Annotated in this window: 27 protein-coding genes; 17 read left to right on the top strand and 10 right to left on the bottom strand. The window is 44.7% G+C overall.

Translation table 11 applies throughout. The annotated features are described in order from the left end of the window. Window positions 1–79: 79 nt before the first annotated feature. From soxY to mnmH, 14 genes are read left to right on the top strand one after another with little or no spacing between them, the layout of a single operon-like run. Window positions 80–532 carry a thiosulfate oxidation carrier protein SoxY gene (soxY, locus tag ICN27_RS05490; RefSeq protein WP_215307216.1) on the top strand — a complete coding sequence of 151 codons (453 nt, stop codon included), beginning with the start codon at window positions 80–82 and terminating at the stop codon, window positions 530–532. Between the two features lie 56 nt (window positions 533–588). Next, the gene (gene soxZ / locus ICN27_RS05485) at window positions 589–897 is read left to right on the top strand and encodes a thiosulfate oxidation carrier complex protein SoxZ (RefSeq protein ID WP_015421154.1); all 309 of its coding nucleotides are present in this window, start codon (window positions 589–591) and stop codon (window positions 895–897) included. 56 nt (window positions 898–953) lie between these two features. Then, window positions 954–1,769 carry a sulfur oxidation c-type cytochrome SoxA gene (gene soxA, locus ICN27_RS05480; protein WP_215307214.1) on the top strand — a complete coding sequence of 272 codons (816 nt, stop codon included), beginning with the start codon at window positions 954–956 and terminating at the stop codon, window positions 1,767–1,769. A 16-nt stretch (window positions 1,770–1,785) separates the two neighbouring features. Beyond that, window positions 1,786–2,424, top strand: coding sequence for a sulfur oxidation c-type cytochrome SoxX (gene soxX, locus ICN27_RS05475; RefSeq protein ID WP_215307213.1), 639 nt, complete (start codon window positions 1,786–1,788; stop codon window positions 2,422–2,424). 45 nt (window positions 2,425–2,469) lie between these two features. Then, window positions 2,470–4,200 carry a thiosulfohydrolase SoxB gene (soxB, locus tag ICN27_RS05470; protein ID WP_215307211.1) on the top strand — a complete coding sequence of 577 codons (1,731 nt, stop codon included), beginning with the start codon at window positions 2,470–2,472 and terminating at the stop codon, window positions 4,198–4,200. 22 nt (window positions 4,201–4,222) lie between these two features. Next, window positions 4,223–4,648: a DsrE family protein gene (locus ICN27_RS05465; protein WP_215307209.1), complete on the top strand. Its 426-nt coding sequence runs from the start codon at window positions 4,223–4,225 to the stop codon at window positions 4,646–4,648. 3 nt (window positions 4,649–4,651) lie between these two features. Then, window positions 4,652–5,620 carry an MBL fold metallo-hydrolase gene (locus tag ICN27_RS05460; protein ID WP_215307207.1) on the top strand — a complete coding sequence of 323 codons (969 nt, stop codon included), beginning with the start codon at window positions 4,652–4,654 and terminating at the stop codon, window positions 5,618–5,620. Window positions 5,621–5,679: 59 nt separating this feature from the next. Then, on the top strand, window positions 5,680–5,994 hold the full coding sequence (locus tag ICN27_RS05455; RefSeq protein WP_251370786.1) for a hypothetical protein: 315 nt from the start codon (window positions 5,680–5,682) through the stop codon (window positions 5,992–5,994). 20 nt (window positions 5,995–6,014) lie between these two features. Further along, the gene (locus tag ICN27_RS05450; protein ID WP_215307205.1) at window positions 6,015–7,136 is read left to right on the top strand and encodes a YeeE/YedE family protein; all 1,122 of its coding nucleotides are present in this window, start codon (window positions 6,015–6,017) and stop codon (window positions 7,134–7,136) included. A gap of 22 nt (window positions 7,137–7,158) precedes the next feature. After that, a complete protein-coding gene (locus tag ICN27_RS05445; RefSeq protein ID WP_216269303.1) occupies window positions 7,159–7,596 on the top strand; it encodes a YeeE/YedE family protein in 438 nt (145 codons plus the stop codon). A 3-nt stretch (window positions 7,597–7,599) separates the two neighbouring features. Beyond that, window positions 7,600–8,031 carry a DUF6691 family protein gene (locus ICN27_RS05440; RefSeq protein WP_216269302.1) on the top strand — a complete coding sequence of 144 codons (432 nt, stop codon included), beginning with the start codon at window positions 7,600–7,602 and terminating at the stop codon, window positions 8,029–8,031. A gap of 57 nt (window positions 8,032–8,088) precedes the next feature. After that, window positions 8,089–8,433, top strand: coding sequence for a TIGR01244 family sulfur transferase (locus ICN27_RS05435; RefSeq protein ID WP_215307199.1), 345 nt, complete (start codon window positions 8,089–8,091; stop codon window positions 8,431–8,433). Window positions 8,434–8,461: 28 nt separating this feature from the next. Then, window positions 8,462–8,881 carry a thioesterase family protein gene (locus ICN27_RS05430; RefSeq protein WP_215307196.1) on the top strand — a complete coding sequence of 140 codons (420 nt, stop codon included), beginning with the start codon at window positions 8,462–8,464 and terminating at the stop codon, window positions 8,879–8,881. A 9-nt stretch (window positions 8,882–8,890) separates the two neighbouring features. Then, the gene (mnmH, locus tag ICN27_RS05425; protein ID WP_216269301.1) at window positions 8,891–9,964 is read left to right on the top strand and encodes a tRNA 2-selenouridine(34) synthase MnmH; all 1,074 of its coding nucleotides are present in this window, start codon (window positions 8,891–8,893) and stop codon (window positions 9,962–9,964) included. Here mnmH and ICN27_RS05420 read toward each other — a convergent pair. Then, on the bottom strand, window positions 9,961–11,139 hold the full coding sequence (locus ICN27_RS05420; RefSeq protein WP_216269300.1) for an acyl-CoA dehydrogenase: 1,179 nt from the start codon (window positions 11,137–11,139) through the stop codon (window positions 9,961–9,963). The two genes, mnmH and ICN27_RS05420, sit on opposite strands and share 4 nt — an antisense overlap. A 95-nt stretch (window positions 11,140–11,234) precedes the next feature. Here ICN27_RS05420 and ICN27_RS05415 point away from each other — a divergent pair, with 95 nt between their 5' ends. Both ICN27_RS05415 and ICN27_RS05410 read left to right on the top strand, forming a co-directional pair. Beyond that, a complete protein-coding gene (locus ICN27_RS05415) occupies window positions 11,235–11,945 on the top strand; it encodes a queuosine precursor transporter (RefSeq protein ID WP_216269299.1) in 711 nt (236 codons plus the stop codon). A gap of 101 nt (window positions 11,946–12,046) precedes the next feature. Beyond that, a complete protein-coding gene (locus ICN27_RS05410; RefSeq protein ID WP_215310338.1) occupies window positions 12,047–13,654 on the top strand; it encodes an ABC-F family ATPase in 1,608 nt (535 codons plus the stop codon). A 4-nt stretch (window positions 13,655–13,658) separates the two neighbouring features. On the opposite strand, the gene ICN27_RS05405 is transcribed toward ICN27_RS05410, so the two are convergent. From ICN27_RS05405 to ICN27_RS05370, 8 genes are all read right to left on the bottom strand, one after another. Then, window positions 13,659–13,907: a DUF1289 domain-containing protein gene (locus ICN27_RS05405; protein WP_216269298.1), complete on the bottom strand. Its 249-nt coding sequence runs from the start codon at window positions 13,905–13,907 to the stop codon at window positions 13,659–13,661. Continuing rightward, complete coding sequence (locus ICN27_RS05400; RefSeq protein WP_216269297.1) at window positions 13,904–15,076, bottom strand: GNAT family N-acetyltransferase; 1,173 nt, start codon at window positions 15,074–15,076, stop codon at window positions 13,904–13,906. Before ICN27_RS05400 ends, ICN27_RS05405 begins: the two co-directional genes overlap by 4 nt. A gap of 17 nt (window positions 15,077–15,093) precedes the next feature. Continuing rightward, on the bottom strand, window positions 15,094–15,480 hold the full coding sequence (gene gloA / locus ICN27_RS05395; RefSeq protein ID WP_216269296.1) for a lactoylglutathione lyase: 387 nt from the start codon (window positions 15,478–15,480) through the stop codon (window positions 15,094–15,096). A gap of 92 nt (window positions 15,481–15,572) precedes the next feature. Then, the gene (locus ICN27_RS05390) at window positions 15,573–16,367 is read right to left on the bottom strand and encodes a peptidylprolyl isomerase (RefSeq protein ID WP_216269295.1); all 795 of its coding nucleotides are present in this window, start codon (window positions 16,365–16,367) and stop codon (window positions 15,573–15,575) included. Between the two features lie 50 nt (window positions 16,368–16,417). Further along, a complete protein-coding gene (locus tag ICN27_RS05385) occupies window positions 16,418–16,702 on the bottom strand; it encodes a BolA family transcriptional regulator (protein ID WP_215310246.1) in 285 nt (94 codons plus the stop codon). Beyond that, window positions 16,699–17,247, bottom strand: a complete 549-nt coding sequence (locus ICN27_RS05380; RefSeq protein WP_215310245.1) for a septation protein A — start codon at window positions 17,245–17,247, stop codon at window positions 16,699–16,701. The genes ICN27_RS05385 and ICN27_RS05380 overlap by 4 nt, the downstream gene beginning before the upstream one ends. Before the next feature lie 27 nt (window positions 17,248–17,274). Next, window positions 17,275–17,688, bottom strand: coding sequence for a peptide-methionine (R)-S-oxide reductase MsrB (gene msrB / locus ICN27_RS05375; protein WP_216269294.1), 414 nt, complete (start codon window positions 17,686–17,688; stop codon window positions 17,275–17,277). 17 nt (window positions 17,689–17,705) lie between these two features. Continuing rightward, the gene (locus ICN27_RS05370) at window positions 17,706–19,172 is read right to left on the bottom strand and encodes a YdiU family protein (RefSeq protein ID WP_216269293.1); all 1,467 of its coding nucleotides are present in this window, start codon (window positions 19,170–19,172) and stop codon (window positions 17,706–17,708) included. A 55-nt stretch (window positions 19,173–19,227) separates the two neighbouring features. Between ICN27_RS05370 and ICN27_RS05365 the strand changes: the two genes are divergently transcribed. After that, window positions 19,228–19,713, top strand: a complete 486-nt coding sequence (locus tag ICN27_RS05365; protein WP_216269292.1) for a PaaI family thioesterase — start codon at window positions 19,228–19,230, stop codon at window positions 19,711–19,713. 18 nt (window positions 19,714–19,731) lie between these two features. On the opposite strand, the gene ICN27_RS05360 is transcribed toward ICN27_RS05365, so the two are convergent. Continuing rightward, on the bottom strand, window positions 19,732–20,589 hold the full coding sequence (locus tag ICN27_RS05360; RefSeq protein WP_216269291.1) for an NRDE family protein: 858 nt from the start codon (window positions 20,587–20,589) through the stop codon (window positions 19,732–19,734). Window positions 20,590–20,612: the final 23 nt, after the last annotated feature.

Below are 20,612 nucleotides of genomic sequence, written 5' to 3'. Positions count from 1 at the left end.
ATTTTTAGTAGTAAGCAGGGTGTTTTAATGCAAAATAAGCAATAAATTGAGAGAAGTAAAGATTAATAAAGGAGTTTTTATGAATCAGCAGCGTCGCAGTGTATTGAAGTACTCAGCAGTATTTGGCTTGATGGCTTCTGCAGGCCTTATTAGTACTGCTCAAGCCCAAGAGTGGAACAAAGCCGCTTTTGAGGGTAAGGGTATCGATGATGTATTTAAGATCATGGGTGCTAGTAGCCCAGAAAAATCATCCGCGGTTACTTTAAATGCCCCTGATATTGCTGAAAACGGCGCAGTCGTTCCTGTTGGAATTATCACTTCGCTTAAAGCGGAGCAAATGGCAATCTTGGTTGAAAAGAATCCAAGCGCACTTGCAGCTCAATTCTTTATCCCAGCCGGTACAGACGCTTTTGTCACCACTCGTATCAAGATGGGTCAAACATCCAATGTCTATGGATTAGTCAAGGCTGATGGCAAGTGGTTGATGACTGTTAAAGAAGTCAAAGTAACGCTTGGTGGTTGCGGCGGTTAATTCGCGGTAATTCAATAGAACAATTCATTTATATATAGAGTAAAAAAGGAAACAAAATGGCTGATCCAATGCGCGTAAGAGCTGCTGAAAATGGTGGCACTGTAGACGTAAAAATTTTGATGAAACACGATATGGAATCTGGTCAGCGTAAAGACGCGTCCGGTAAAACTATTCCAGCTTGGTTTATTAGCACAATTAATGTGAAGGCAAACGGCAAGGATGTATTTAATGGTCAATTTGGTCCAGCAGTATCCAAGGATCCATTTTTAAACTTTAAGTACAAAGGCGCTAAGGGTGACAAAATTGTTGTGACTTGGAATGATAGTAAGGGCGATAAGCGTACTGATGAAGCAACTGCTTCTTAATTGTTTTTTGGCTTTAATAAATCTTCACCGCCTCCGTGGTTCTGAAAGGGTAGGAAATGCAGCGTAAATTGACCTTAGGGCTAGCTACTGGTTTAGTGGCAGCTTTATTAACGATGACATCTTCGGTGTCAGCACAAAAAAGTGCTACAGACGATATTGCTAAATATCGCGAGATGATTGCCGACGGAAATCCTTCAGAACTCTACGAGGCGGCTGGTGAAGATTTGTGGAAAAAGCCAGCCGGTCCAAAGAATGCAACTCTTGAGCAATGTAATTTAGGTTTAGGGCCTGGGGTTGTGAAAGGTGCCGCAGCTCAGTTGCCACGTTACTTCAAGGACACTAATAAGGTTCAAGACTTAGAGTCGCGTTTGATGACCTGTATGCAAGTATTGCAGGGCCGCGACCCACAGGAAATGATTGATGCCCAATTCCAAAAGGGCCCCAAGAAGGATATGGAGGCTATTGTTGCCTATGTTGTTACTTTGTCTAAGGGTGAGAAGATTAAGGTTAGTACCGCACATCCAAAAGAAAAAGAGATGTATGACCTTGGTAAGCGTGCTTTCTTTTTCCAAGGCGGTCCGATGGACTTCTCCTGTGCATCTTGCCATGCTGAAAACGCTAAACGGATTCGTTTGCAAGACTTACCGAACATTACAGAGCAAAAAGGTGCTGCTTTAGGTTGGGGTTACTGGCCAGCCTACCGTGTATCGAGTGGTCAGTTTTGGACCATGCAACAGCGTTTGAATGATTGCTTCCGTCAGCAACGCTTTCCGTTCCCTATATACAGCTCCGACGTGACTATTGCTTTGTCTATGTATATGGCAAAAACCGCAAACGGCGGAATAGTCGAAACACCTGGTTTGAAGCGTTAATGGATAAGAGATGAATATGAAAATTACACACTTAAAGCAACTCTTAGCTGTCACTGGATTTATTTTTGCCGCCGGTTTAATTCAAACTCCGGCTCATGCACAACAGAAAAATGATCCAAAATTTAACAAGATGATTCAAGATAGCTTCCGCGCAGACGGTATTGCTGGTTTGGATCGTATTGACCAAGATGCAACCCAGAAATTCTGTTCAGATCCTCAGTTCGCCAATAGCAAGCAAGGTCAAGCTATGCGCGAGAAAATCCAAAAAATCAATATGGATTCCATTAAGCAGCCTGCCGATGGAAAATATATTGGTGATTGGAAGAATGGTGAGCGAATTGCGCAAAGCGGTCGTGGAGCCACATGGTCTGATAAAGCCGATACCCCAATTGGTGGCGGTTGTTATAACTGCCATCAAATTGACGCTAAAGAAATTTCCTATGGAAATATTGGCCCATCGCTAACTGGTTATGGAAAAATGCGCGGTTATTCCAAAGAGGTGGTCACCTACACCTGGAATCGTATTAATAACTCCAAGGCCTATAACGCTTGCAGCAATATGCCACGTTTTGCCCATTTCAAATTATTGAATGAGCAGCAAATTCAGGATGTCATGGCCTTATTGCTTGATCCAGAATCACCTGTGAATAAATAACACATTTAAACAGGCCGCAAGGCCTGTTTTCTTAAGGAAATAAATATGTCTTTAAATCGACGGGAATTTTTGCAGGCATTGGCTATCGCCTCCGCTGGTGGCATGAGTTTGCAATCTAATTTTGCTAACGCACAAACAACTGCTCACAAATTCTATGATTTGCCGAAGTTTGGGAATGTACACTTCTTGCATTTCACGGATTGCCATGCCCAGCTACTACCAATCTATTTCCGTGAGCCTAATGTCAATCTCGGTATTGGTGCGCAAGAGGGTAAGACACCTCACTTAGTCGGCGAATATTTTCTAAAGGCTAACGGTATCAAGTCAGGGACGCGAGATGCGCATGCCTTTACTTATCTTGATTACGTCGCAGCCGCGCAAAATTACGGCAAGATGGGTGGCTTCGCCCACATGGCAACTTTGATTAAACAAATCAAAGCAAGCCGTCCAGGTGCGCAGTTATTAGATGGTGGTGATACTTGGCAGGGATCTGGTACTGCACTGTGGACTAATGGTCAGGATATGGTTGATGCTGCCTTGCTCCTGGGTGTCGACGTGATGACTCCGCACTGGGAAATGACCCTAGGCGAGAAACGCGTCATGGAAATTGTGAACGGGGATTTCAAAGGCAAAGTTTCTTTCCTGGCTCAAAACATTAAGACGGCAGACTTTGGTGACTCCGTCTTTAATCCATATGTGATGAAGGTGCAGAATGGTATTCAAGTGGCCATCATTGGTCAGGCTTTCCCATATACGCCGATTGCTAACCCACGTTATTTCACGCCAGACTGGACATTTGGTATTCAGGAAGAAAATCTTCAGAAGACTATTAATGAAGTAAAGGCTAAAGGCGCAAAAGTGGTTGTGTTGCTGTCCCATAATGGAATGGACGTTGATTTAAAGATGGCGTCTCGTGTTACAGGCTTAGATGCGATTATGGGAGGTCATACGCATGATGGGGTTCCAATTCCAGTCAAGGTAAAGAACTCGGGTGGAGTAACTTTAGTTACCAATGCAGGCTCTAATAGTAAATTCTTGGGTGTACTGGATTTTGATGTGAAGGGTGGTAAGCCGGTAGATTTCCGCTACAAGCTCTTCCCAATCTTCTCGAACATGATTCCAGCTGATCCTGCGATGAACAAGTTGATCGCTAAAGTACGAGCCCCATATGAAGCGAAGTTGAATGAAAAACTGGCAACTACAGATGGTCTTTTGTATCGCCGTGGTAATTTCAATGGCAGTTTCGACCAGTTAATTTTGGACGGACTGATGGCCCAGAAGAATGCGGAGATTGCTTTCTCTCCAGGCTTCCGTTGGGGTACAAGCTTATTGCCAGGTCAAGCCATCACTCGCGAAAACCTGCTGGACCAAACTGCTATTACCTATCCATACACCACTGTGACTAATATGACCGGTGACACTATCAAGACTATTTTGGAAGATGTAGCAGACAACTTATTTAACCCCGATCCGTATTACCAACAGGGTGGCGACATGGTACGTGTGGGTGGTATGCAATACACCATTGATCCGTCAGCATCTGCTGGTAAGCGGATTAGTGATATGCGTTTAAATGGCAAGGACATTGATCCTAGTAAGACATACAAGGTTGCCGGTTGGGCGCCGGTTAGCGAAGATGCTAAGAACGCTGGTGGCGAAGCAATTTGGGATGTGATGGAACGCCATTTGCGCGACGTGAAGGTGGTAAAGGCTGTGAAGCTTAATGAACCGATCATTAAGGGTCTAAAAAATAATCCTGGAATGGTATCGCTCTAATACTTTTAACTCGAGATAAACGATGAAAAAATTACTTCAGTGCCTAGCAGTAACGTTTACCCTGTGTGCTAGCGGAGCTTATGCTGCAGGGCCCACAGAAGTGGTTTATCACATTGATGATGCTGAGTCTCAGGGCATTAAAGGTTTACGTAATATACGGAATCATTTGGATGTATCCCCGCAGACCAAAATCATTGTTGTTACTCATGCTAATGGTGTCGATATCATGATGGAAGGTGCAAAAGATAAGAAGAATGGAATCGAATACGCACCTCTAGTTGGCGCATTGAAGTCACGCGGCGTCCGTTTTGAGGTCTGCGAGATTACCTTAAAGAATCGTAATCTGAAGAAAGATCAATTTATTCTAGATACAGACTTCACCCCATCGGGAGTGGTTCGAGTTGCCGATCTTCAGTATCAAAATCATTTCGCTTACATAAAGCCTTAAGCTATGCAGTTGCTGCATCTAGAGTTGCGCTCAAATGTACTTCGTGTACTTTCATTTGGCGTGATCTGGCTGCTGATATCAATATCCACTGTTTATGCTTCTGATGATTTAATCCTAAAGCCTATTCAAGTAGCGCCAAATACCTATTTCGTCCAAGGTTTGCCGGAAATGGGTAGCAGTAAAAATCAAAACTTTATTTCTAATGCAGGCTTTGTGATTACACCAAAAGGGGTGGTGGTGGTTGACGCCTTGGGTTCACCAACGCTTGCCAAGAAACTCATAGCGGAAATTAAAAAGCTGACAACTCAAAAAGTAGTCGCTGTCATCGTAACGCACTACCATGCAGACCACGTTTATGGACTCCAAGAATTCAAGCATATCGGGGCAAAGATTTATGCGCAAGGAGAGGGCAGAAACTATATCTCTTCTGAAACTGCTAAACAGCGCCTGATCGCATCACGAACCGACTTTGCCCCCTGGATAAATGCATCTACCAACTTAATATCAGCAGATGTCTGGATTGATCAGAGTTTCACGCTGACTGTCGGTGGTGTGGAATTTAAGATCGCTAGAGTAGGTCCTGCACATGCGCCTGAGGACTTAATTATTTATGTGCCATCTGAAAAAGTCCTTTTTGCAGGTGACTTGGTTTTTCGGGGTCGCATACCCTTTGTTGGTAATGCCGATAGCAAAGGCTGGTTGCAAGCCTTGAATGAGATTGAATCACTTAGCCCTAGTATCGTGATTCCCGGCCATGGCGCCCACTCCATTAATCCCAGTCAAGATATCCGTTTCACCAGGGAGTATTTGAGGTATTTACGTCAATCAATGGCAAAGTCGGCAATGGATATGGATCCTTTTGATGAGGCCTATCAACAAACGGATTGGTCAGAATATGAAGGAATGCCCTTGTTTAGGGCGGCCAACCGCATGAATGCCTATAACGTTTACCTATCAATTCAGGCGGAATAAGGCAAATTTGCCATCTGGCTTTAAAATAGCGGTTTACTTCGCTAAATGACTGATTTCAAATGAAATTACTGCTAATTAAGCTTGGATTTACCTTCGCGGCAATGTTTGGCCTGAATGTAGCCGTCTACGCTACAGCGGATCTTGCGAATGGCAAAAAAATTGATCAGCAGAAATGCTACGCCTGCCATGCAAAAAAATCTGGCTTTGGCAATGGTGACATGATCTACACCCGCAGTGATAGCAAGGTTAAAAGCCTTCAGAACTTAAAGACCATGGTTTCAATGTGCAATACAGAATTACGTCTTGATCTTTTTCCTGAGGATGAGGCTGACGTAACAGCCTTTCTCAATAAACAGTTTTATAAATTTAAATAATTTCAGTAAAGATTTTTATTATGGATGCAGTAGATATTTCCTCTCTTAGTAAATCAGTTTTACTTGCCACCTTTGCAGTGACCTTTTTGCTTGGCGCAGTGATGCAAAAAACAGGTTTTTGTAGCATGGGTGCAGTCTCTGATATTTTTATTATGTCTAGCTGGGGTCGTTTGAAGCAATGGTTTCTGGCCATCGGTGTTGCCATTGTCGGGTTTGCTTTGATGTCTTACTTGGGGCTCATTGACCCCCTTAAAAGTATCTACACTAGCAATAAGTTTTTATGGTTATCAGCAATAGTAGGCAGCACATTATTTGGTTTTGGCATGGTGCTTTCCTCTGGTTGCGGAAGCAAGACTCTTGTCCGCATAGGCGGGGGCAATCTGAAATCCGTTATTGTGTTTCTCGTCCTCGGACTTTCGGCCTACATGACGATGAAGGGCTTTTTGGGTGTGATTCGGGTTAACACCTTGGATTCTGTGTTTATCGCTCTCAATACCTCGCAAGATTTGCCAAGTATCTTGGCTCCAATTACTGGAATTGCTCGCAGCAACTTACATCTTGCTTTGGGTTTAATAGTGGGATTTGCCTTTATTGCTTATGCACTTGCGAGCAAAACTTTTTGGACCGCTGAAAATCTATTTGCCGGAACCTTTGTTGGCCTTGCTATTTGTGCTGTGTGGTGGATTTCAGGTAACTTGGGCTTTGTTGCTGAGGATCCTAATACCCTAGAAGAAGTTTTCTTGGTGACTAACTCTGGTCGAATGGAAAGCCTCTCGTTTGTAGCGCCTTACGCCTTTTTTCTGGATTGGTTGATGATGTACAGCGACACTTCTAAGGTGCTTACTGTTGGTATTGCTGCTGTCATTGGAATGATCTCCGGCTCCGCATGTGTTTCTATTTTTACCAAGTCATTCCGGTGGGAGAGCTTTCGCGATACTGAAGATACGGCTAACCATTTGCTTGGTGCGACCTTGATGGGATTTGGCGGGGTTACTGCACTTGGCTGTACTGTCGGCCAAGGCTTAAGTGGTATCTCCACATTGGCAATTGGATCGCTACTTGCCTTACCAGGATTTATCTTCGGTGCCTACCTAGCCCTCTTATATTTAGAAACTCGCAATGCGCCTAATCCCTGCAGTTAACTCATAAATTAGGCTAGATCATATGCAAATTGATTGGTTAGCTTTTTCTCCTGGCCCCGCGTTTCTTGGTGGAATTTTATTGGGCCTTGCTGCTGCCTTATACGTCATTCTCCACGGTCGCATCTTAGGCATCAGTGGAATTGTTTCCGGACTGCTATCACCTAAAGAGGGTGATATTGATTGGCGCTTAAGTCTTATTTTGGGATTATTGAGCGCGCCATTCTTGGCCAGCATCTTTTTTGATATTCACACAATCACTGTAATTGATGCCGATTGGTTCGCTCTCATTCTTGCCGGTGTACTGGTGGGCTTTGGTGCGAACTATGGCTCTGGTTGTACCAGCGGTCATGGTGTTTGCGGCTTATCCCGTCTTTCGCCAAGATCTTTAGTTGCTACGCTGTCTTTTATGAGCGCTGGTTTTTTAATAGTCTTTGTTATTCGTCATGTACTGGGTCTGTAAGTCATGAGAAGACATTTCAATTTTGTTAGCCAATATTTCATTGGTGTTTTATTCGGATTTGGTTTGATCATTTCCGGCATGAGTAGTCCGCAAAAGATTCTGAATTTTCTTGATCTTACCGGTAACTGGGACCCATCCTTAATCTTTGTAATGGGTGGTGCAATTTTGGTGGGCCTCGCCGGTTTTTATTTGGCGTCCAAGCGCACTGAAGCTTTTTTTGGTGGCGCACTTCATATTCCCACCCGTAGAGATATTTCGAGACCTCTCATCATAGGCAGCCTCATTTTTGGAGCGGGTTGGGGTATTGCTGGCTTTTGTCCAGGTCCTGCAATTGTTGCTCTTGGGGCTGGTCACCTCAAGGCTCTCGTCTTTATACTAGCAATGTTGGCTGGTATGGCTATCTGTAACCGCTTCTTTACGGGCCATAAAAAGTAAGTCTGATTTAGAATCTAAGCTATTCGTTTTTAAATTCTTATTATTTTTGAGGTTTAGATGAGCCTTCCTATTGCCTGTCATTCCGATCAATTTGCTACCTTGGGTCAAATTGACCCAAGCCACTTAGCTGAGATTGTTAAACAAGGTTACAAAAGTGTAATCAATAATCGCCCAGATTTTGAGGGTGGCCCAAGCCAACCTACGAACGCACAAATTCAGGCTCAAGCTGAAGCCTTGGGTTTGAACTATGCTTTTTTGCCTGTAATTCCTGGTGCTTTTACGCCGGATCAAGTGGTTGAAATGGCGCGCTTACTAAAAACTATGCCAGGTCCTATTTTGGCCTTCTGTCGTTCTGGAGCTCGCTCTACTAATTTGTATCAAATGGCATTGCAAGTTCGTTGATATCTCATTTAATACCCAGTAAGCATTCATGCGCATTGAGATCCCAGAAGAAAAAAAGTTTGTTCATCAGATGTGTATGCCGATTCGTTGGGGTGACATGGATGCATTTGGACATGTTAATAACACCGTGTACTTTCGGTATATGGAGCAGGCTAGGGTAGAGTGGATTACATCCCTCGGATATAGCGTTGCCCCTGGTGACGAATCTATGTTGATGATGAATGGCTTTTGTAACTTCCATCAACAACTTACCTATCCAGGTGAACTCACTCTAAAAACCTACATTGGTAATATTGGGCGCTCAAGTTTGGATGTTTACACTACGATGGCTTTAACTACTGAGCCAGATATTATGGCCGCAGTCGGCGGAGCTACTATGGTGTGGGTTGACCTGAAGACAGGTAAATCGATACCTTGGCCCGATCACGTGCTCTCTAAGCTGCAATAGGATATCTTTTTGCAGCCTAGTAACCCGCATATTCTCAGTATTGACAAGCTAGCATCCTCTTTACCTGAGTTTGATGCCATTATTGATGTGAGAACTCCTGCGGAGTTTGCTCTAGATCACATTCCCGGTGCAATCAATTTTCCAGTGCTGAGTAATGAGGAGCGTATTGAGATTGGAACCTTGTATAAACAGGCGTCCCCCTTTGTTGCCAAGAAATTAGGCGCTGCTTATGTTTCACGCAATATTGCCAATCATTTAGAAAATTCCCTGATTGATTTGCCAAGAGAGTGGCGCCCCTTAATTTACTGTTGGCGTGGTGGCGAACGTAGTGGAGCCTTTACCCATATCCTCAATCGTATCGGCTGGAAAGCCCTCCAATTGCAAAGTGGTTATCAAGGTTTCCGGCGTGTTGTGATCAATGATCTTGACCAAGCTGCTAAAGACTTTTCTTTTCAGGTAATTGCCGGCATGACTGGAAGCGGAAAGACCCGCATTCTTCAGGAAATTGGTTTACTCGGCCAGCAGATACTAGACCTTGAAGGTTTAGCTATTCATCGAGGATCGGTATTGGGTAACGAACCTAATATAGAGCAACCTTCGCAAAAAGGCTTTGAGACTAATCTGTGGAATGCTTTGAATTCACTGGATCCGTCTAAGATAGTGTTTGTTGAGTCTGAAAGCAAAAAGGTAGGAGGATTGCATATTCCCGACCCCTTGATGGAGCGCATTCGAGATGGCCAGTGCATTGAGCTTAGATCTAGCACTCATACGCGAGTATCTTGGTTGCTGCGGGAATATCATCATTTTTTATCCAACCCCGAAAGCTTCAAAGAAAAGCTGAGTTTGCTGACATCACGATATGGCAAAGAGCAAATCACGAAATGGCATGAGGTCATTGATGCGGGCGATTTTAAGAGTTTGGTCGAGGAGTTATTGGTGATGCATTACGACCCATCGTACCAATCCTCAATTATTCGAAATTTCCCGAGCTATCGTGAGAACCATTTCGTAGAGCTTGAGGATGATAGTGATGAAGCCTTTGCAAAAACAGCAAAAGACCTCATCACCAAACTTGGGCTTTAACTAAAAGCCTGGATTCCAGTTTGCGCGCGACCTAAGATGAGGGCATGAATATCATGCGTACCCTCGTAGGTATTGACTACCTCTAGATTGAGCATATGACGCACGACCCCATACTCATCCGAGATACCGTTACCGCCATGCATATCTCTTGCTAAGCGAGCTATATCTAAAGACTTACCGCAAGAGTTACGCTTCATGATGGAAGTGATTTCTGGTGCGGCAATGCCTTCATCTTTCATGCGACCTAAACGCAAGCAGCCTTGTAGCGCCATGGTAATTTCGGTCTGCATATCTGCGAGCTTCTTTTGAATCAGCTGATTTGCTGCGAGAGGGCGATCAAATTGCTTGCGATCCATCGTGTATTGGCGCGCTGCATACCAACACCACTCAGCAGCTCCAAGCGTGCCCCAAGCAATGCCATATCTGGCTGAGTTCAAGCAGGTAAAAGGACCCTTGAGACCGGTGATTTCTGGGAATTCATTTTCAGCTGGAACAAAGACTTCATCCATGACGATTTCACCGGTAATAGAGGCACGTAGACCCATCTTGCCGCTGATCTTGGGCGCCGATAAGCCCTTCATTCCTTTTTCTAAAATAAAGCCTCTAATTAAGCCCTCATCATTTTTGGCCCAAACAACAAATACATCTGCGATGGGGGAATTAGAGATCCACATCTTAGAACCAGTTAACGAGAAGCCACCGGGAACTTTTTTGGCCCTAGTGATCATGCCACCCGCATCAGAGCCATAGTTGGGCTCAGTCAAGCCAAAGCAGCCAATCCACTCGCCGGTGGCTAACTTGGGTAAGTATTTTTGCTTTTGGGCTTCACTACCAAATTCATTGATTGGCACCATCACTAAAGAAGACTGTACGCTCATCATGGAACGGTAACCCGAATCGACACGCTCAATTTCGCGTGCGATTAAGCCATATGAAACGTAATTCAGGTTTGCGCCACCGTACTGCTCGGGGATCGTAATGCCGAGTAGACCTAATTCACCCATTTCGCGAAAGATGGCAGGATCCGTAGTTTCATTGCGGTAAGCATCATGTACACGGGGCATTAAACGGCCTTGTGCATATTCAGCTGCAGCATCACGAACCATACGCTCATCTTCTGTCAGTTGCGTATCAAGGAGTAGGGGGTCGGCCCAATTAAAACTAGCTTTACTCATGGTTCTTAATGATCCTATAGGGGGTTTTAATCTGCATCCTGTTAATTTTCAAGAATACGGATATTCTTTATTCTATTATCCATTTTTCTAGACATATGGACGCAACTAGACGTCACCATCGCTATTACGACCTGATATTGGCTGCCTTTGTTGTGGTTCTGCTGTGCTCCAACTTTATTGGTGCTGGCAAGGCTGCTACTTTAGATTTGCCTTATTTTGGCAACGTCACATTCGGGGCTGGAATCCTTTTTTTTCCGATCGCCTATTTCTTTGGCGACATATTGACTGAGGTCTATGGCTACGCATACGATCGTCGGGCTGTTTGGGCGGGTTTTGCAGCGCTTGCCTTTGCCGCCATCATGGCCCAACTAGTCATTGCTTTGCCTATCGCTCCAGGTTCCTATATGGCTAACTACCAGCAGGGCATGGAAACAGTATTTGGTAATTCTTGGCGAGTAGCGCTTGCCTCCATGATCGCTTTTTGTTGTGGCAGTTTCGTAAATAGCTATACCTTGGCCAAAATGAAGATCCTGACCCAAGGGCGCCACCTTTGGATGCGTACTATTGGCTCTACTGCGTGTGGTGAATTGGTTGATTCCTCACTCTTTTACATACTAGCCTTTTACGGTCTGTGGCCAATAAATGAGGTCTTGGCTGTTGCGGCGTCGCAATACGTCCTGAAGACTGCCTGGGAGGTTCTAGCAACCCCCTTGACCTATTGGGTGATTGGTTTTCTGAAGCGCAAGGAAAATCAAGATCATTACGATATTCACACCGATTTCACGCCGTTTAAGCTGAAAGTCTAATTTACGGCTTTTTTAGCCGCAAGCCGTTAAAATAATGGTCTTTGATGCAAAACCTGCATCCGCATCCTCGAATTGACCTATCAGAAAGTAAAAATACATCCGTGCTGTCCGCATCTAATATCACTATGCAGTTTGGGGCAAAACCCCTGTTTGAAAACATTTCCGTTAAGTTTGGCGGCGGTAATCGCTATGGGCTCATTGGTGCCAACGGTTGCGGAAAATCCACTTTCATGAAGATTTTGGGTGGCGAGCTAGAGCCAACCAGCGGAAATGTAAGTCTCGATCCTGGTATTCGCTTGGGTAAATTGCGCCAAGATCAATTTGCTTACGAAGATCAGCGCGTGCTTGATGTAGTGATGATGGGTCATGAAGAGATGTGGAAGGCGGCTGCAGAGCGTGATGCCATCTACGCGAATCCCGATGCCACTGACGAAGATTACATGAGGGCTGCTGAACTCGAGGGTAGTTATGCAGAGTACGGTGGTTACACGGCTGAAGCCAAAGCAGGGGAGTTGTTATTGGGAATCGGTATTCCGATTGAACAACATAATGGCCCAATGAGTAACGTAGCACCTGGTTGGAAATTACGCGTGCTCTTGGCACAGGCTTTATTTTCCGACCCAGATGTCTTGCTCTTAGATGAGCCAACCAATAACTTGGATATTCATTCGATTCATTGGCTTGAAGATATTCTGAACCAAATTAAGAGCACGATTGTCATCATTTCCCATGATCGCCACTTCCTTAATGAAGTATGTACACATATGGCTGATATGGACTTCGGTACCCTGAAGGTTTATCCGGGTAACTATGACTCCTACATGCTGGCTTCTGTTCAGGCTCGCGCTCAACAGTTGAGCTCCAACGATAAGGCTAAGGAAAAGATTGCTGAATTAGCGGCTTTCGTAGCTCGATTCTCTGCAAATGCATCAAAGGCGCGTCAAGCTACTTCACGACAAAAACAATTAGAGAAAATTGAGATTGTTGAAATAAAACCTTCTTCGCGTCAGAATCCATTTATTCGTTTTGATTCTGAAAAGAAGTTACACAATATGGCGGTTGAGTGCAATGCACTCTCCAAAGCATATGACCGCCCGATTTTTAAGAACTTTAAGATTGGTATTCGTGCAGGCGAAAAGATCGCCATCATTGGTCAAAATGGTGCCGGCAAGACAACACTGCTCAAGACTATTCTTAGCAAACGCTTTAATGGGATTTCGGCAGATAGTGGCGATGTGAAGTGGGCGGAGAATGCTAACGTCGGCGTCATGCCTCAGGACAATACCGAGATGTTCGCAAAAGACGAATTGCTCATGGATTGGATGAATGAGTGGCGCAATACTGGTGATGATGATCAGGTCATTCGTGGCACCCTTGGCCGCCTCTTATTTTCTGGTGATGACATCGGCAAGTCTGTCAAAGTGCTATCAGGCGGTGAAAAAGGTCGCATGATTTGGGGTAAGTTGATGCTGCAAAAGCACAACGTACTCGCAATGGATGAGCCTACTAACCATATGGATATGGAATCAATTGAGAGCTTGCAAATTGCTCTTGAAAAATACGAAGGCACTTTAATTTTTGTATCTCATGATCGTGAGTTTGTCTCAGCCTTAGCTAATCGCATCCTCGAAGTGAAGATGGATGGAACGATTGCTGATTACTCAGGGACCTACGAAGAGTATTTACGAAGCCAAGCTTTAGCCGGCTAAATACTTACTTGGTTTGACGTTGGAAGCGCATTGCAGTGCCTTCGGCACGAATGCGTTTCCACACACAATCTTTTTCTTCTTGGCTAAAGAAGACCCAATTACTGACCTCGCCTAGAGTACGACCACAACCTTGGCAGACATCATCGTAAAGCGTTGTGCAGACTCCAATGCAAGGGGAGTCAGAACTATCATCACCCACAGCTAAAGAATTTGCCCCTGCTTGTTCTGGTATGTTGTTATTAGATTCGGTCATGGTTGTACTTTAGACGATTTCAAAGGAACGTGTTGTTGGAGCTCATCAACATAAGCTGCCATACCTTCACGTTCACGCTCCAAAAAACGCTTCACTGCATTGGAAAAACCAACATCCGCAATCCAATGCGCTGATTGCAGAGTAGTTGGTAAAAAACCTCTTGCCATCTTGTGCTCTCCTTGAGCGCCACCCTCAAAGATCTTAATATCTTCCTGGATGCAATACTCAATTGCCTGGTAATAAGCTAATTCAAAATGAAGGCAGGGGATATGCTCGATTGCACCCCAATAACGCCCGTATGCTTTTGAGTTTGGGCGATCTACCACTAGCAACGATGACGCAATTGGCTTCTCATCCTGAGTGGCAATAATGAGATGATAATTCTCAGGCATATCCCTTCCAAGCATTTGAATGCACTCTTCGGTTAGGTAGGGAGAAGAGCGGTGCTCAATATACGTATTTTCATAGCAGCGATAAAAGAATGCCCAATCCTCTCTCGTTGCTATTGATCCTGGAATATGGCGATAAGATATTTTATGCATGGCTACAGATGCACGCTCTCGCCGAATATTCTTCCGACGTTTCATTGTGAGGTCTACCAGAAATTGTTCAAAATCCTTGTAGCCGATATTTTGCCAATGAAACTGTACTGAGTTGCGCAGCATAAAACCTTGTTTCTCTAGCTCTAATAATTCACTACTCTCGGGAAAGAGAATATGGGCAGATGAGAGTGCATTTTGATCAACAAGCGTCTTTAAGCCAGAGACTAAGACTTGTTGTATAACACTCTGATCAGCAGTTTGCGCTACAAGTAATCTAGGTCCGCGCACTGGAGTAAAGGGAATAGCAGACAGTGCTTTTGGATAGTAAGGCATGTTGTTTTGCTCATATGCTTGAGCCCAGGCCCAGTCGAAAACAAACTCTCCATAAGAGTGTTGCTTAAGATATAGAGGCATTGCACCAAGAAGCTTTGATTCAGAGTCCTCAACGAGCAAGTGAGCAACTTGCCATCCAGTATTGCCGCCCACGCATCCGCTTACTTCTAATGTATTGAGAAATGCGTATTTTAGAAATGGACCAGCTTCAGGGCATAACAAGGCATTCCACTCATCTTCAGCAATCTGCGAAAGACTATCAATAACTCGAAGTTGGATGGTGCCTTGCTTCAACTAAGTTCAAGGAAAATTTAGCGTTGAATTAATTCAATTTTGTAACCATCTGGGTCTGTGACAAAGGCGATGATCGTATCCCCACCCATAACCGGGCCAGCCTCACGAGTCACATTACCGCCGGCAGCCTTGATTTTTTCACAGGCGGCATAGGCGTCAGCAACGCCAATCGCAATGTGTCCGTAGGCATCACCCAGCTGATAGTTCTCAACACCATGGTTGTAAGTGAGCTCAATCTCAGATTGGCCGTCCATATTGCCTTTGCCGAAACCTACAAATGCGAGAGAATATTTTTGCTCGGGTCGCTCAGTACTACGAAGTAGATTCATTCCCAATACTTTGGTATAGAAATTGATTGAGCGAGTCATATTGCCGACTCTGAGCATGGTGTGAAGAATCATCATTCTGCCAATATAAAGGTAAATCCGGTTTCCCGTTGGTCAAGAAAAAACCCAGGGAGGTTTGCCTGGGTTTATCAGTTAGAGAGACAATATTCTCATTGGATCTTGGCTTTAGCGCGGAGCTTTTGCATCAACTCAGAGAACTTCGCTTTTTGCCAATTTTGATCTGCTGTAATCATTTGCTTTAGCTGGTCTTTGATTTCATCCATGCTTGGCGCCTTAACATCGCGTACATCATCCACTTTGATAATATGCCAACCATATTGAGTCTTCACTGGCTTGTCAGTGATTTGACCTTTTTTGAGTTGCACCATCGCCTTGGAGAATTCTGGGACTAGTGCTTTATCGCTTACCCAGCCTAGATCTCCACCATTGGGCGCAGAGCCGGGATCTTTAGATTTTTCTTTTGCAATTTGTGCAAAATTACCACCGGCTTTAATTTGGGCGGTTATAGCTTTAGCATCCGCCTCTTTTTCTACCAAAATATGCTCTACGTGATATTCCTTGCCGGTGTACTGACTCTTCACTTGTTCGTATGCAGCTTTTAACTCGGCTTCAGTGACGCCTTCTCTTTCTACGAAGTCCTCGAATACGGCTGCAATTAGCACGCCCATCTTGGACTGTTCCAGTTGTTCTCGAACGGATTCTTTTTGTGTGATGCCCCGGTTATTAGCCTCCTGCAAGATGAGTTCTCGAGTAACGAGCATTTCTCTTGCCTGATCTCGTACTTGCGGATTATCTGGTTGGTTCGATTTTTGAACTAATTTATCTAGTTGTGCCTTTGGTATTGCCTTGCCATTCACAATGGCAGCATTTTGGGCATAAACGGCTGTTGAAAAAAGCGCAGCACTACAGGCGCTGATGGTCAAAATTTGGCGTGTGTTGAACATGGGTGAGAAATTTAAATATAGGTAAATGAGAATGTTAAAGCAATCTGCGCTTAATGGGTGCTTTCGCTAGGGGTGTATGCCAAGATAGTCAGAGCATGAATGGCCTCAGGAAAGTGACTATTTAAAGCGCTATAGATGGCCCTATGACGAGCCACCTTGGTCATCCCCTCAAATTCTGGGGCTACGATAGTCAGTTTAAAGTGGCCTCCACCAGAAGCAGCACCCGCATGACCTGCATGAAGATGGCTTTCATCCTCAATATGTAAATGGCTTACCTGAAACGCTAACCTGAGGTCAGATTCAAATCGGCTAATTCGCTCCTGATTGATATTCATTCTGCAGGATGCTCCATATGGCGGGTGAGCCAAACGCCTTGAAGAATCACAAATACCACCAGTAATCCCGTGCTACCAAAAAGCTTAAAGTTGACCCAGGTTTCCTCGGAGTACTCAAATGCAATATAGAGATTGAGTGCGCCCATAAAAAAGAAGAAGGTTGCCCAGGCCATATTCACTTGATGCCAAACTGATTTTGAATTGTGCTCTTTCAGGGTAATTTGTTTTCCCATCAAAACTTGAATCCAGTTCTTTTGAAAAAATTGAGCGCTAATGAACAGGGCGCCTGCAAATAACCAGTAAAGCGCAGTTGGTTTAAGTTGAATAAAAGTCTTATCGTGCAAAAAAATGGTTAGGCTTCCGAATACCAGAATCATTACAAGGCTAACCCACTGCATAGCATCAATCTTACGATGTCGGTAATACACCCAAAGTATTTGGCCAATAGTAGCAACCATCGCTACGATAGTTGCAGTGTAAATATCACCAAATTTAAAGGCGATAAAAAAGAGGATGATCGGAAATAAGTCGAATAGAAATTTCATGGGCTTGATTATCCAGCTATTTATAAATTATTCCGCTTTACTTGGCGCGGCATTCTCGGAGGGTTCAAACGCCAAAGACGCTGAATTGATGCAGTAGCGCAATCCGGTAGGTTGTGGGCCATCTTCAAATACGTGACCCAAATGCGCATCACATTTGGTGCAGCGTACCTCAGTACGAATCATTCCATGACTGACATCTCGAATTTCAGTAATGACCTCATTGTTTTCTGGTGCGTTGTAGCTGGGCCACCCACAACCAGCATCAAACTTCGTTGTGGATTCAAATAACGGTGTATCACAGCAAATGCAGCGATATTGACCGACCGCCCAGTGATCCCAGAATTCCCCCGAAAACGGTCTTTCTGTCGCAGCCTCTCGGGTGACTCGATATTGAATTTCGCTCAGTGATTTTTTGTATTCTTGGTCTGTTTTCTTATTCATGGCTGGAAGGTAGTAGGTTATGAGGAGCAGCTGACTTCTATACGTTGCATATCGACGGGTGGCGGTTTTGCGTAAGCCTCAAATGGCTCCTGCTCATCAAACGGTTTACTGAGTATGAGCTGTAATCGTTCGATTTCAGAAAAATCATCTTGCTGAGCCTTCTCAATTGCAACTTGAGCGAGGTAATTTCTGAGAATATATTTAGGGTTGATCTGATCCATCATTTCCTTTCTGGCCTTGTCACTGAAAACCTCTGCTTGAAGTCTATGGAGATAGTCGGCAAACCATTGATCAATACTTTCACGATCGAGGAATTCATCTCTTTGTGCAATATGCGATGGCTTAGAATCTTTTTGGATATTGCTGAGCTGACGGAAAAATCTGGTGAAGTCTACTTTTGAATCATGCATCGCTTGTAAGAGGCGCTCAATAAGCTCAATATCATCATCATGCTCTAATTGCAGACCTAATTTAGAGCGGAATATGCGCTGCCATTCCTCTGCATAAGTTACTGGGAACTCTGCTAACGCGGAACGTAAAAGAGTTTGGGATTCTTCCGTTGAATGCCCCAGCTCAAGCAGAGGAAGCATAGCGCTAGCGAGGCAGGCCATATTCCAATGCATGATTTGTGGCTGACGATGATAGGCATATCGGCCGCCATGATCGCTATGGTTGCAAATGTGATCTATTTCAAATTGATCTAGAAATCCAAATGGTCCATAGTCAATAGTCAGACCAAGGGCGCTGATGTTGTCACTATTTAAGACGCCATGACAAAATCCGATCGATTGCCACTGAGCGACTAATTTCGCATTGCGAGCGCTGATCTCTTTAAATAAACCTAAATAGGGATCTTTTGTATTGAGGCACTCTGGATAGAATTCGCTCATCAGTAAATCTGCCAACTCTTTAAGGCGGACCACATTCTGAAGTGAGGCAAAGTGTTCAAAATGGCCAACGCGAATAAAGCTTGGGGCAATGCGCGAACATACTGCTGCGGTCTCTAACGTTTCTCTGATAACTCGTTGCTTAGACCCAACTACCGAAAGGGCTCTGCTACTAGGGATGCCCAAGGCATGCATTGCTTCGCTACAAAGGAACTCGCGTATGGATGATCTTAAGACGGCTCTGCCATCACCCATTCTGGAGTAGTGCGTTTTACCAGCCCCTTTCAGTTGGAGCTCAAGCTGATTCATATCGCCCAGCAGGATGGCACGACCATCCCCCAGTTGTCCTGCCCAGGACCCAAATTGATGGCCGCTATAGGCAGTAGAAATCGGGTTAGAAAATGTGAGTTCACCCACATTCAATTGATTTCCAGCTAAAACTTCAAGCCAATCAGGATCTTTCGGTAAGTCACCGGCTCCGAGCTCGAGGCCAATGAGCTTGGCAGCGGAGGGTGAAAATGCAACCCAATAGGGCTTAGATATCGGTGTAGGTGGAGTTGGCTGGCATACATCATCGCCGCGGAGAGTAAAAGGCATATTTTGTATTCTATGGGTAATTCACAAGCGTCGCAGAAGCCTCTAGAATGACCCTATGACAAATAAAGTACAACTAAATGTAGAAACTCAACTTGCCAACCTAGGTGAAGAGCTTAACGTTCCTTTTTTGAGGCTTTTAGGGGTAAGGCTAATTACTGCCGAAATGGGTAAGGGCGAAATACTCCTAGCCCTCAAGCCCGAACATACCAATACTTGGGATGTGGCCCATGGCGGTGTTTTGCTTACTCTAATGGATGTGGCTATGGCCGTAGCTGCACGCTCAAGTGATCCCAGTGATCGCAGCGTTGTTACTGTTGAGATGAAAAATAACTTTATGCAGGCTGCTAACGGCATCTTGCGTGTCAAAGCCGATACCGTGCGTCGTACCGCAACGATGGCTTTTTGCGAGGCCAAGCTCTTTAACGATCAAGGTGAGATCTGTTGCATGTCAACAGGTACGTTTCAGTTTATAAAGCGACTGGCAAGCAAAAATGCGAATGGCGAACGGGTTATTAATGAGGACTCTCGTCAGCAGAAATAATTCACGCTAATTGCTCGCCTACACCGAAAGGTTGGATCCTGGTGCAGCAGTGAGTTCGCCAGTAACAACATCATGACCCACTGTGCCATTAGCATCAAATCGTCTCTCCACCATTTCAAACTGACCATCCTTACGAACGCGCAAAATGGTGCTTGAACGTGTCCCATAGCTTGGGGTCTTAATAAATGCGGCAGATAAAGCCTTTTCCCAATCAGGATTAATGCCTGTATTTGGAAGTTCTTGTGGGCTTGCTTCGTGAGTATCTGCCAATATACGCAAATAGTGATCCGCGTTTTTGAGTTGTCCACTATCCATTGCTAATGTTTGAGCGAATGCTGCTACCCGGTGATTTACTTTAGGCCATGGTGTATCCAGCATGGCATTCGATAGGCCATAAACTCCAGGACTCAGTGCTTGCTCAGGAAATACTTTTCTTGGACGAATACTTTGACCCATCATAAGGCGATTACTTACCCAGTGCATTTCTGCGTTATCTGGATCGCTGAGATCAGCCATTAATAGATTAAATCCGTTGTATAGCTCAAACCGTTTTGCATTTTCTTGTATGTAAGCATGCGGCTTGTGGTGGCCCGTAAGATAGTGAAGACTGAGCTCACCACGAGTTCTTGCATCAGGATTTTTTTCGCTGGGCGCTCTGACATTTGTCAATGCGGCAAAGCGCCCCGTCTTTGTGAAGCCCAGCCAAGTTCCGGGACTACCCAATACATCTGCTCGGTCTTTACCGGCCAATACATGAGGGTGCTCAGACCACCACCCCATAGCATCAGTATCGCGCTCATAAAATTCATCACGGTTTGCCGCAACCACCAAAGGGTAGTCTGGATGGGATTTCCAGGCAAAGAGAATTAAGCACATAAGAGTATGAGTGGGGTCAGAGT

The organism is Polynucleobacter sp. Nonnen-W13 (assembly GCF_018881735.1).
Classification (GTDB): Bacteria; Pseudomonadota; Gammaproteobacteria; order Burkholderiales; family Burkholderiaceae; genus Polynucleobacter.
The sequence above is the reverse complement of the archived record's forward strand: the minus strand, read 5'-3'. Positions and strand labels throughout refer to the sequence as shown.